Source organism: Bacillus sp. AR13-1, assembly GCF_008042285.1.
Classification (GTDB): domain Bacteria; phylum Bacillota; class Bacilli; order Bacillales; family Bacillaceae_G; genus Bacillus_A; species Bacillus_A mycoides.
On sequence record NZ_QNUA01000027.1, the window covers coordinates 40,227 to 51,943 of the forward strand.

The window sequence follows — 11,717 nt, forward strand, 5'->3', positions numbered from 1 at the left end:
TTAATATCCACTCGCTTGACGTACAAAGTTTTCTTTATTCTTCTCTTTATAAGCCAGAACAACATCTTCAAATTTATATCCGTATAAGTAGCAAAGACGGAAGAAAATGCCGAACGCTTTATGTAAATGAGATAATGCTACACTTAAATCTCTGTATTGGCACCATGCACGTTTGGCCGTTAAAATATCTTGCATGTACCATTCAAATAGCATGTTTACACTTAATACATTTTTCTTCATGATGTATTGTTTAGAAAAACCGGATACAAGTTTTCGTTTTAAAGTATGACTATCCAGTTCAATCACAATATTCATTAAGAAATGGAAGCCATCAACTAATTCTTCTAATAATCCATCTTTTGGCGTTCCGAATCCTGTGCTCCACATTTTAAAGGCCCTTGTTTCGTTCCAGGCTTCACCTATCTCCACCAGTAATGCACGAAACAACATATCTAACTTATCGTTACCTTTGTAACCAATCTTTTTATCTAGCTCTTTCTGCATTTCGAACAACTCTGTAATATCAAATGTTTGCTGTGTTTCCTCTGCAGTTATGATGTGTAAATTTGTAGTGTGTCTCATAGCGCATATACCCCTTTACGATAGTCTTTAATAATTTCGCCATTTTCATTGAAGTAAACAATTTCCCACTGTGGATTAAATCTAAATTTATGAGGGTCATCATCCAGGACGATGAACAAATCATTTTTGCAATTCCCGACAATCGTCCCTTTTCTTCCCTGGACTTCGACACGCATTCCACGTTTAGCAAATGATATTCTTCTGAAATTACACATCTTTCGAAACGGCTCTTCTTTGCCGAACAAGGTTGCTATATCAACTACGCCTTTATATTCACAAGTAATAAATGGCGCTAACTGCTCATAAGGCATATTGATAATCCCTTGCTTTTTTAGCTGCTTATAGAAATGATATTTTGCCATCTTTTCATTTTCATGCGTAATAATGTAATTGCAGCGCCAGTATGGAAGAATAGTTGAAATATGATACTTATATGTACTTTTCATCATTCACCCTCCTGGCTAACTAATGAAACATTTGACCAATCAAGGATGGGGCTTTCTTCTACTCTTTCCTCTGGTTCCAATAAGAATCGCGCTGACTCATTGCAATTTGTACATGTAACTTGAATTTCTTTTTCTTTTGTTTGGACCATTACTCCCTGGATTCCGTTATCCTTTGTAGCAATAATAGGTAGTACTGCAGCATCCCCGTTTTCTTGCTCCGCTCTATCTAATTCAGCTGCTACATTCATTCCACATTTACATTTGATTTCAAATTTCATGATTCCCGTCTCCTTTAATCGTTTAATGATCGTTATAACAAGTAAGACCGCCAATTCTAGCTCGTCCAATTCCCACAACTGGCGGTCCTTTGTCCTGTAACACTCTAAAGCTATTAGCTTTCCTATCAATTTCTCTTTACGCAATATCTTGTTTCACCTTTTAAATTCATAATTTTCCAAAAGTAAATGATACATCTTATACCAAGTCACCCTGCTGCATCTTCTGCAAAGAATAGAACTTCTAAGTCCTGCGGTTCTACCTCATATGTTTCATTTGAATTATTTACAAACACCGTTACAACTCCGGTATTTTTATCTTGATGGCATACAGTTAAAACGCGGCTGCCATCATTCGCAAAGTCACCTGGGTGAAATTCGTTATTTCTTCTCTTTTTCTTAGCGAAGACTCTACGGCGCTCTTCCCGATTTTGTTCATCTTCTGTTGCTAGGCGGCACTGATCTGCATATTGCCATCCTTTATCACCTGTAGTTATTACACTGTGATTTCCCCACATACCCAAAACTTTAATACGACCTGTTTTTTGTTCCACATCCATGCACTTTACCTCTGCAAACATTGTGTAATCATTGCATTCGTACGCTACCCAATCCCCAACTACAAATGGTGTTTTAATAAATTGCGGTACTGGTACTATAACGGCTACGATTTTCATCTATATCCCTCCAAATATTCAGTTACATATTGCGGTTTAAATCCGCTATCAAAATAAATTCGTAATGGCTGCGGTTCCTGGGATTCCCTAGCGACTTTGCAAAGTTCCTCTGCTTCATCCCAAAAGAAACTTTTATCTTGTGCTCGTCTATACCGCCATAACGCTGTTACATAGTCGATATACATATCAAAGTGATTATCTTGCCTTACAGAGCGCGGAAGCTCGTCCGAACTCCATACATCACATGGAATAATTGCAAGTACATCAGCGAATCCTACGCGTCCTGGCAAGTGCTTCACATGTGATTCTTTTATATCAAACGGTTGTGTCTGTTCCGTAACTTGTATATCTTTTGTATTTTTCATTACTGCAGTTGTATTAGAGAGGTCATCCAGCAAGAATGTTAGTTGCTCCGTCATGGTGATCACCTTCTTCTAAATGAAGCGTGTATACAAGCTGTCTATCTAACAATGCACCGATAACTGCATTCATCCATAAATGGCTACTAATTTTCTTTTGCAAGTATTGTAGAATCGATACAATTTCATTTGTAGAAAGCGATACGAATACGCCCAATTTCTCCTGGTTAAACTTACCGCCACGCTTTTCAATCTCTAAAACTATTTCATTTTCTTTCACATATCGTTCTGCTTTAACCAAATCAAATTCGCGTACTTTATTCATTCCATATCCTTTTATAAGAACCGTTAACATATCTTTAATTACTAATGTTTCAACTACTTTTAATTTAAGCTCCATTTCACCACGACAAGACTTACAAAGCGTTTTTTCGCATCCCTCGATGTGCATACTTTTCACATCAGCAACTGGAATTACCTCACTACAGATATCACACCATTCACTATTATCGAACAACAAATCATTCATTACTTTCAGCTCCCTGCTATATAATCTATATTCTTAAATTTGTTAATCTTTATATTTTTATAAATACACATAATTTGGCCGCCTGCGTATTTACTGTGTTATAATTGCAAATGTAGATTTACCTCTGAATCCTTTTTTGAGTATCCATTTTCGCGATGGATCTTTTTTTATGCATTTTTTCTTATTTGTTCTACTACCTTTGGATTACCGCCTAGCGATTCCAGGTGATTGGCTACATCCAATACGTTTTTTCGTTCTTCATTTCTAAGTTGTTGATCTCTTTTTTGTCTTTGTTTATATAAATCTACAAGCTCTTTTTCTACTGCAGCAGATTCTTCTAATTGTTTATTACTTAGTTCTTTTAACTCCCGTGCGGCTGTTATATCGCCCGTAGCCATCGCTCTATCACACTGACGAAGTAATATTTTTCGATTCTGCATGTATTCACGTAACTGCTTTTCTAAAGGCCAAGCTCTTTGTATATGCTCCGGAAGTACCCTATCGGCTAATCCCATCTATTTCACCTCAATTCCAGCCACACCGTTTATCGATGTAGCTGAAAGTTATATAAATTGCTATTAAGCAATGATAAATACTTTTTTGTTTTCAATTTCGTCTGCCAGGTTCTCAACTAAATATTTTTTGATATTCCCAATCGCTTCTAGCTTCCAAGCACCGCCATCTGCTTCATGGATCGAACAGTTAGGCCCCTTTTCCATACGGAATACAAACTCACTTTCTGGCTGTTCCACTTCTGTAAATGTACGATATGGTTTAAGCGAAACTGGATTAGGAACATCAACCTCTCCAACTGCCGCGACACCAACCTTAGCTACCACGCTTTGCGATGTTCCATTATCGCCATATGTTTTAACATCTTCTTCTGTTATATTTCCTACGACTTTTAACATGATGTCACGGTCATCATTTTTAACAAACGCTGACTGAAGGCTAATAATAAATTTCTCTACCTTATGCCAATATCCAAAATCAAAATCTGGTATAAGCGCTTCTGCTCTTACCAATGTGCTACGATTGAAATTTCCGTTAATAGCAGTAAAGCAGGTAACTAATGTTGGATTAGCAACATGAATCATTAGCGGTTGCTCTATATCAAACCCTGATTTCACATAATCAACTAATCCAGATAAACTACGGACAGTAAATGAATTTGCTGTTGGCTCTTCTACTACATGTAATCGCTGCGTCGAGAATGTTTGGCCATCAATATCATGTGTTTCTACATTTCCTAATTCAACTACGTATTCTAAAGCTTCTTTTTCAATCATTTTAAGTTCCCCTTTACGATTTATTAGTTAGTTTTTTGTTTACGCCAATCTACAATTTGAGCGGGTCCTGTTTCTTTTGGTGTTTCCTCTGCAGCCACTTTTTCACCTACATCATCAGCTACATCCCCATCACCATCTATGTACATTTGACCTTTTACACCAGAATATAGTTCCTGCCCAACAACACCACCATCGTTATCTCTACCGACTATGAATGTAGATTCAACTTCTTTTGCAGGTACAAGTTTCGATGAGACTTTAGAAGTGCAATCCCATATTTCACGCTTTTTATTCCCTTTAAAAGTAAGTGTTAATGTAATTGATCTTGCCTTTGTAGGATCTGTATTTGGATCGGCCATGTTTTTCAAAACACGTTGAAACTCTGCATCGACCTTCTCCGCAACTGCACCCTCTGCTAAACTATTTAAATCAATATTCACTTGTAAAACCTCCTGTTTAATTATGAAATTTTATCCATTTGATATTTGATTGCCATTTCTTTAACAACTGCTACATAAATTTCAGTAAGCTTTTTATCATCATTTATGACATCTAATTTAGAGACGTTGTTTATTGTCGATGTCGGTACACCTTGCAGCGCCATCTTCCTTTGTTTATTCAATAAACGAATATCAAGATTAGCGCCAGCTCTATTTGATAGAACACTATAACTCTCATTTTTAATTGTTCTATACCACTCTTTGCCGCCTTTTCTATAAGCAATAGCGTTTAATATTTTACTTATTTCATTTCGCCAATCCTTAGTATCTAAAGCGATGATTTGACTCATGTTTTCGACACGATGATTAGTTTCTGTTACTTGTGTTTCTAACTTGTTAACTCTGCGCTCTGTTTCGACCATATGCTGGGCATACATTAACATTGCTTCGGCTTGTGTTTTTGGTTGCTGCAAGCGAAATCGCTTTTCAACTTCTATAAAATACTTACGAATAACTCGGCCCATATGATTGTTTTGCACCATTGATATTTCTTTTGCAGTATCTAATGCAAGCCAATACTCTGTTTTAGGCCTTCCAGCCGTTTTTTCCGAAATTGGAAAAAAGTCTTCATTCTCTATCAAGTCATATTTATCTATACGATCTTGAATCCAAGCAGCAAACACTTTACCAACCATCATTTGTTCGTGTAATTCACGAGCATTTACAAATTTTTTCCCCGATTGATTTTGATAAACCGGAAGCATTTCATTTACTACAATTTGTAATTGGTTCATTTTATCCCCTCAATTAGTTTGCAATATGTAAACTTCTATTCAAAAAAATAAATCGATTATATTTCGATTTTTGTTTACGCTGTTTGATAATTAATTTCCTTTGCCAAAAGTTCATCAACTGGAACTCCAAGAACTTCTGACATTGCAATCAGTGCTTTTCTACCCGGTTCGACATCACCGCTAAGATACAAAGAAACCGTACTAGGGGCGCGTTTTATAGCCTTTGCGAACACATTTTGTTTCATATCTTTTTTCCTAAGCAAAGTTGACAATTTCTCATTATCAAATTTCATATCACTCTCACCTCGCTTATCGTTTACACGTTTATCTTATCAAAAAGTTTACAACTTGTAAACTTTTAAGTGAAAAAAATAAACTTTTTCTATAAGAAAACCACTTTCAACAATCCAGAATTTTCCGATAAATTATAGAAAAGTTTGCTAAAACTAAACTTTTGTAATAAAATGGGCTTATAAACTTATTAATAACCTTATTTACTAACTTATTAAAAATAATCTATATGAATTTATATAAAAGGGTGAATGATCTATGCGTGGAGAAAGGATTAAACAATTAAGAAAGGCGAGGGGTTGGACACAAGATGATCTTGGCGAAGCAGTCGGTTTTAAAAAAGCTACTATCTCTTTAATTGAAAACAATAAAAGAAACCGTGAAGAAAGATCTGTAACTAAATTCGCAGACGTTCTTGATTGTACTACTGATTTTCTACTGGGTCTTTCAGATGACCCTAAGCTAAGCGGAGAACAAAATACCCGACTAAAAAATGACTTTGATGAAATATACAACAAATTAAAAGAACTACCAGAAGCTGAACAAGAAATGTATTTAAGAATGATTAATTCCTTTATAGATGCGAACAAAAAATGATTGATAGCACGTTGCTATCAATCATTTTTTTTATTAATTGCAAGTGACTCCTTAATGTTCTCAATATTTTCTTTTGCATTAGTATTAACTTCCCCCATTAATAACAGTTCCCAAAGTTTAGACGCTAATTCTTCTTTTGTATTTGATACCACTTCATTTGTTAATATTGCATTCATTACTATATCCCCCTAGAACATCCTTTATATTTTTGTAAGTAAATGTAATTTTTTCTGTTTTTATCAAAAGTTAAAGAAAACGGAAAGGTCTTTAAACGCACAAATGCGACCGTCTAAAATAAGACGATCGCATTACGAACTAATTTATATATAGTTACTTATTTTACCATCCACCTGGATCATTACTATACATAACGATTGGCGCTTTTGCTTCTTGTTTTTGTTCTTTTACGTCTGTGGCAGAATTCAATAAGAAACCACCGAGAACGGCTAGTACTGGAATGATAGCTAAGATTTTTTTCATATTTGTCCACCTGCCCCATGACTGATAAGTTAATTATACCATTTTTTCAAAGTTTGCCCAAGAACATTTTTGCTAATTGAGCATAAAATGCATCATTATTTTGCAGAAGGCGTTCATACGCTCTTCTCATCATTGTCTTATCTTTCCTTGCTAGTGCAAGATAAACATATTGTATGTCACTCAGCTCACCATTTTTTTCTTTAAGACTCATTAATATCTCTTCGCCAGCTTTATTATTTCCTAATACAATTTCTAACAATCCACGCTCTGCATCGTGGATTGCACCAATCGTCTCAATTTCTTTCATATGGATAATTTTTAAAAATGATAAGTTAAATTGGAACATATTTCGTTTTTCTTTAACACCTTCAAAATCTTCAATCTCTTCCAAAGTGTTATAGGCCTTACTTAGGTAGTATTTAGCCTTTTCATAATCTGTAAATAGGTATGTCTCCCCCTTCTTAAAATAAGCCATTGCACGTGGCATTATATAGAAAGGATTAAGCTCACATACACTTAGTATTACATCACATATATGTCTCGCTTCTGTAATCTTACCATCTCTTATATACATAACTGCTTGCGCTTCCTTAAATCTTAAATCAAATGTACTTTTAATAAAATCATTCGTTATTTCATTGAGGCTATCACTAATTTCATGCATTTTTTCCGATGCTAATTTATGATCTCCCATTTGATATAATAATTGACATAAAAGCAACTCTATTAATAATTTCATATCCTTATTTTTTGTTGTTTTATTTACTTCACGTAGCGAATTATAAAACTCTAACAAGTTTACATTTTGTTGTGTATATCTTTGATGAATCCAGCCGTATACTTCTGCCCATTCTTCATTGAGAGCATTCGTATGTTTCTTGCCTTCTTCTACAATATGCTCCTTTTCGATCACATATTTTAATGTATCGAAATCCCCTCTTAACGATAGGTATTCCATAATTTCTCTTCTATTTTTAGGTTTAGCACCTAGTACATACTTTGAAATATATTTACTTTCTGTTTTGATTCCCTTATTAAGTAAAGCCAAACACTTTGTCAGATACGAAAAGCGCATTTGCCTTTCTCCTTTAAAAACGGCGGTTACTCCACTTGGAGAAATGCCCCAATTTAAAGCTAACTTACTTTTACTAATTCCAGCTAACGCTAAATCACCAGAAAGACTTTGTAATAATTTCTGCATTTTATTTGTCCCCTTTTTTCGGAACAAAGACACGTACCCTTTTACCTTATTATTGGAAAACGCGTCACTACATTCAAATGGTGTGTTATACTAGTTGATAGACTTGCAGTAAGTGTTCTCCCTAGTGCTATAGGGAAGACGGTGTAATAGTGTGACCGCACTATTTACACGCGCTGTGAGTCTTTTTTTGTCCGTTTTTATTTGATTTCATCTGAATGTTTTTTTCCTTAATATTCAGATTCATCGTTATTTTTAAATCTTAAGAAAGTTTCCTCTCTTCAATATATTACCATACAAAACACGCTTGTCCTCTGATTATCTGATTTCATATGCATTATTGCATATCCAAAAACGATATATTCACATTATAACACAAATAGAACACTAGTTCTCACTTGTAGAATACTATATAGACAATAATTATAATACGTCTATTTTATAGCCAATTATAGTATAAAAACTATATTGGATTTATAATTTTTTTCATGAGAGAATTTAATAAAATGTTGAAAAGACTACGAAATTCATACGGGTTAACACAAGAAGAGTTGGCACATAAGCTTAATTTGAGCCGCGGTCAAATCAAAAATTACGAGAACGGTTTTGAACCAGATTTAGAAACTTTAGATCGTATCGCCTCTTACTTTAACGTACCTGTTGATGTTCTATTAAACAGAAATATAAAACCTAACACAAGAATTGTTGAGAATACATTAATTGAAATTCAACAAATACTAGCTTCTATGAATGAAGAACAAAGAGAAGACTTCTGTAAAAAGTTACTTCCTTACGCTAGATTCTTAGATAAAGATAAAAGGATGTAATTAATATCAATTCGTTCCTTGGCTTTATTTTACATGGAAAAATATTCTGATTCTAGCGGTAAAATGTACATATTTTTACAATTTTAACAAGGCAGCTAATAAGCTGTCTTTTTATTTTGGCTGAAATTATACATTTAAAGTTGTAATATATAGATATAAATTGTATCGGAGGGAATATTATGGGGTTTAGGTTTCGTAAAAGCATAAAGGTAGCTCCTGGCGTTAAAATAAATGTAAGTACAAAGGGTGTAGGAATAAGCGCAGGCGTAAAAGGCGCTAGTGTTAGTACTGGTCCATCTGGAACAAGAATCACAACCTCTTTACCTGGCACCGGCATATCATATGAGAAAAGACTCGGGAAGAAGAAAAATTCTCCCCAAAGATCAAATACTGCACAGCATATATCTCCCTCTACATCGGATAACCATGTACAAACAAACCTTGGATCGCCAGCTACTAAAAAACAAATTCAAACTTTCACTGCTACTGCTCTTCGTACAAAGGATAGCAAGACAAACTCTGTTGCTAGAAGGTTCATGAAGCCACTTGCCATCATTACAGGTATATGTGCAGTTCTTTTCTTAGTTATGTTGCTTGTTGTTCCAGCGCTAATATTAGCTGCGATTTCCTTCATATGCTATAAGAATATAAAAGTACCACAAACAGCCGTATGCCCTGGATGCCAGTGTGAAAATCTATTAATATATAAAGAAAAGAAGATCACTTGCCGAAAATGTAAAAGTACTCTTCTTATACAAAAATAAAAGGTACTCCAATTGAGTGCCTTTTTATTATTCCTTTCGACAATATATGACAATATAAAGATAAATAATTTGTTATGATGTATAAGGATTTATTTACATTAGGAGGAACGAATTAATATGTTTAAAAAGTTATCAGTATTTCTTATTGGCGCTTTGCTATTATTCGGTTTAACAGCTTGTGACAGCATTAAATCAATGGCAAGTGATGTTACAGTTGGTAAAGTAATCGAAGAGTTTAAAGCTGCAGGTTTAGAAGCGGAAGAGCCTACTGATCTACCACAAAAAGAGTTTGGTAATACTAGAAAAGACGCAAAGCGTATTCTGGTACCAGCTTTAGGAGAAGATAGCGGCGGTAGATTATTTGAATTTAAAAACAAAGAAGATCTTGAACAGGCTAAAAAGTACTATGACGATTTAGGGAATGGAAACCAAATGCTCTTCTCTCATACTTATACAAAAGGTAATTTCCTTTTACAAATGAATGGTGACATGGAAGATGCCCAATTTAACAAATATAAAGAGGTAATGGACAAAACTATTAAGTAAAATAGTTAGATCATATTACAACTTGTGGATAACCCCACTTATCCACAGAAAAAGCCCGACATTTATTGTCGGGCTTCTCTTTTTCTCTTCTTTTTTCCACAAACTTCTGCTATCATTAAAAGAGTAGATACATAAATTGCAAATGTAAATTTTTCATATAAATTATAAAAATAAAAAAACCCCGACGGAATTTTCAAAGGTTGACGTAAGTTTGGCCGCCTACAAAACCGATGAAAATTAGAACACGAGGTTTGTTATCACATATTCAAATTGCTATTTCTATTAATATGATAGCATAAAAAAATATGAATAACAATCCTCTAATTTCTTGCACCCATTTTTTGGTCGGGGTAAAAAATTGGAGGATTTTTTATTATGACTGGATTTAATAATTTTCAAGAATTTTTAATGTGGGAACGTGCTACAACAGATACTATTGACTTCAAAAAGGTATACGTAGACGTAGCTGATGAAGATGTTGTTGCTGGTTTATTGCTATCTCAAATTGTGTATTGGCACTTACCATCTAAAGATACAAACATAACCAAGCTACGTATCTGGAAAGATAAAAAATTATGGTTAGCAAAAGGTCGTACCGATTGGTGGGACGAAATTCGAATTGGCCCTCGTCAATTTGACCGTGCTAGTAAAATTTTAGTAGATCAAAAAATCATAACTAAAAAAGTATATAAATTTAATGGTGATCCTATGGTTCACATTCATCTACATACAGACGCATTTTTAAAACTTCTAAACGAAAAAATTCGTGAAGAATTTGAACGCCAAGTACAAAAAGAAAAAGAAAAACAAGACGAAGAAAATAAAAAACATCAAGATCAACAACAATTTTCTTTCCAAGAACCATTATTATCGTCAAACCCTTTAGGCTCATCGTTTTTACCGAATGGTGAAAACGAAATTACACCAGAAAACGTTGAAAACAATGGTTTTAACGATTCGGTAAAAACAGAAATACCAAATAGTGAAAATGCTATTACTGAAACGGGAATTAGCTCTGACGAATCCGTTAAATCTTTAACAGAGAGTTCTACAAAGACCCCTTCACAGATTACAGCAAAGAGTACTTATTCTTCCTCCTCTAATATAGATAATATAATTAATATAGTGGATGATTTAGAATTGGAAACTGATGAAGAAGAAGAATACATCAATGAATCATCTCATCTTTTCTATAAGTCTGTTGTTGAAAGATTAAAAGACAAAGAAGTATTTAGTAAAAGAGAACAATTTTTAGATGTACTTAAAACACTCCAAGAGAAAAATGTGCGCATCGGTACCATGAAGCAAGTGGACAAGTCTATTGATGAATTTTTAAGAACAGTAGAAGAACGTAGTCAAACAACAAATCCTGTCCAAATGCCTGCTATTTTTTACGCAGGTCGTCTTGCAATGGTTATTGAAAGGGAAAACACTGTAGAAACTGCAAAAACATTTATACGTCAAAATAAGAATGATTTTAAAGGGAATATTTTATTCTATAACTGGTTAGAGCAATAATCTGGAGGATAATATAATGGTTATTCAATCTATTTCAATACAAGAGCTTGATGATTATTTTAAGGCAGAACAGTTTGGTGAAGCTTTGGGCATTGCTTGGAGGTA

Annotated in this window: 19 protein-coding genes; 5 read left to right on the top strand and 14 right to left on the bottom strand. The window is 34.2% G+C overall.

What is annotated here, in order from left to right; translation table 11 throughout:
- From DN408_RS20435 to DN408_RS20485, 11 genes are all read right to left on the bottom strand, one after another.
- Nucleotides 1-582, bottom strand: coding sequence for a dUTP diphosphatase (locus tag DN408_RS20435; protein WP_147740360.1), 582 nt, complete (start codon nucleotides 580-582; stop codon nucleotides 1-3).
- A complete protein-coding gene (locus DN408_RS20440; RefSeq protein ID WP_147740376.1) occupies nucleotides 579-1,028 on the bottom strand; it encodes a hypothetical protein in 450 nt (149 codons plus the stop codon). The genes DN408_RS20435 and DN408_RS20440 overlap by 4 nt, the downstream gene beginning before the upstream one ends.
- Nucleotides 1,028-1,306: a hypothetical protein gene (locus tag DN408_RS20445; protein ID WP_033710338.1), complete on the bottom strand. Its 279-nt coding sequence runs from the start codon at nucleotides 1,304-1,306 to the stop codon at nucleotides 1,028-1,030. Before DN408_RS20445 ends, DN408_RS20440 begins: the two co-directional genes overlap by 1 nt.
- 206 nt (nucleotides 1,307-1,512) lie before the next feature.
- Nucleotides 1,513-1,980, bottom strand: a complete 468-nt coding sequence (locus tag DN408_RS20450) for a hypothetical protein (RefSeq protein ID WP_147740361.1) — start codon at nucleotides 1,978-1,980, stop codon at nucleotides 1,513-1,515.
- Nucleotides 1,977-2,399 carry a cell division protein SepF gene (locus tag DN408_RS20455; protein WP_147740362.1) on the bottom strand — a complete coding sequence of 141 codons (423 nt, stop codon included), beginning with the start codon at nucleotides 2,397-2,399 and terminating at the stop codon, nucleotides 1,977-1,979. Before DN408_RS20455 ends, DN408_RS20450 begins: the two co-directional genes overlap by 4 nt.
- The gene (locus DN408_RS20460) at nucleotides 2,368-2,868 is read right to left on the bottom strand and encodes a hypothetical protein (protein ID WP_147740363.1); all 501 of its coding nucleotides are present in this window, start codon (nucleotides 2,866-2,868) and stop codon (nucleotides 2,368-2,370) included. Before DN408_RS20460 ends, DN408_RS20455 begins: the two co-directional genes overlap by 32 nt.
- Before the next feature lie 167 nt (nucleotides 2,869-3,035).
- Nucleotides 3,036-3,383, bottom strand: coding sequence for a hypothetical protein (locus DN408_RS20465; RefSeq protein ID WP_147740364.1), 348 nt, complete (start codon nucleotides 3,381-3,383; stop codon nucleotides 3,036-3,038).
- 63 nt (nucleotides 3,384-3,446) lie between these two features.
- The gene (locus DN408_RS20470) at nucleotides 3,447-4,157 is read right to left on the bottom strand and encodes a hypothetical protein (protein WP_147740365.1); all 711 of its coding nucleotides are present in this window, start codon (nucleotides 4,155-4,157) and stop codon (nucleotides 3,447-3,449) included.
- Between the two features lie 23 nt (nucleotides 4,158-4,180).
- Nucleotides 4,181-4,597, bottom strand: coding sequence for a replication terminator protein (locus tag DN408_RS20475; RefSeq protein ID WP_147740366.1), 417 nt, complete (start codon nucleotides 4,595-4,597; stop codon nucleotides 4,181-4,183).
- Nucleotides 4,598-4,617: 20 nt separating this feature from the next.
- Nucleotides 4,618-5,391, bottom strand: a complete 774-nt coding sequence (locus DN408_RS20480; RefSeq protein ID WP_218943194.1) for an antA/AntB antirepressor family protein — start codon at nucleotides 5,389-5,391, stop codon at nucleotides 4,618-4,620.
- A gap of 74 nt (nucleotides 5,392-5,465) precedes the next feature.
- A complete protein-coding gene (locus tag DN408_RS20485) occupies nucleotides 5,466-5,684 on the bottom strand; it encodes a helix-turn-helix domain-containing protein (protein WP_098777533.1) in 219 nt (72 codons plus the stop codon).
- 256 nt (nucleotides 5,685-5,940) lie between these two features.
- Between DN408_RS20485 and DN408_RS20490 the strand changes: the two genes are divergently transcribed.
- A complete protein-coding gene (locus DN408_RS20490; RefSeq protein ID WP_098777532.1) occupies nucleotides 5,941-6,279 on the top strand; it encodes a helix-turn-helix domain-containing protein in 339 nt (112 codons plus the stop codon).
- A 17-nt stretch (nucleotides 6,280-6,296) separates the two neighbouring features.
- On the opposite strand, the gene DN408_RS31550 is transcribed toward DN408_RS20490, so the two are convergent.
- The 3 genes from DN408_RS31550 to DN408_RS20495 all read right to left on the bottom strand — a co-directional run bounded on the left by DN408_RS31550 (nucleotide 6,297) and on the right by DN408_RS20495 (nucleotide 7,960).
- The gene (locus DN408_RS31550) at nucleotides 6,297-6,455 is read right to left on the bottom strand and encodes a hypothetical protein (RefSeq protein WP_179957906.1); all 159 of its coding nucleotides are present in this window, start codon (nucleotides 6,453-6,455) and stop codon (nucleotides 6,297-6,299) included.
- Nucleotides 6,456-6,618: 163 nt separating this feature from the next.
- The gene (locus DN408_RS31555; protein WP_179957907.1) at nucleotides 6,619-6,759 is read right to left on the bottom strand and encodes a hypothetical protein; all 141 of its coding nucleotides are present in this window, start codon (nucleotides 6,757-6,759) and stop codon (nucleotides 6,619-6,621) included.
- A gap of 46 nt (nucleotides 6,760-6,805) precedes the next feature.
- Nucleotides 6,806-7,960 (bottom strand): AimR family lysis-lysogeny pheromone receptor, encoded by a 1,155-nt coding sequence (locus tag DN408_RS20495; RefSeq protein WP_147740367.1) that lies wholly within the window; start codon nucleotides 7,958-7,960, stop codon nucleotides 6,806-6,808.
- Between the two features lie 503 nt (nucleotides 7,961-8,463).
- Here DN408_RS20495 and DN408_RS20500 point away from each other — a divergent pair.
- From DN408_RS20500 to DN408_RS32130, 4 genes are all read left to right on the top strand, one after another.
- Complete coding sequence (locus tag DN408_RS20500; protein WP_147740368.1) at nucleotides 8,464-8,784, top strand: helix-turn-helix domain-containing protein; 321 nt, start codon at nucleotides 8,464-8,466, stop codon at nucleotides 8,782-8,784.
- 179 nt (nucleotides 8,785-8,963) lie between these two features.
- Nucleotides 8,964-9,548, top strand: a complete 585-nt coding sequence (locus tag DN408_RS20505) for a DUF4236 domain-containing protein (protein ID WP_147740369.1) — start codon at nucleotides 8,964-8,966, stop codon at nucleotides 9,546-9,548.
- A gap of 117 nt (nucleotides 9,549-9,665) precedes the next feature.
- Nucleotides 9,666-10,094 carry a stress protein gene (locus tag DN408_RS20510; RefSeq protein WP_147740370.1) on the top strand — a complete coding sequence of 143 codons (429 nt, stop codon included), beginning with the start codon at nucleotides 9,666-9,668 and terminating at the stop codon, nucleotides 10,092-10,094.
- Nucleotides 10,095-10,469: 375 nt separating this feature from the next.
- Nucleotides 10,470-11,612, top strand: a complete 1,143-nt coding sequence (locus tag DN408_RS32130; protein WP_235712317.1) for a hypothetical protein — start codon at nucleotides 10,470-10,472, stop codon at nucleotides 11,610-11,612.
- Nucleotides 11,613-11,717: the final 105 nt, after the last annotated feature.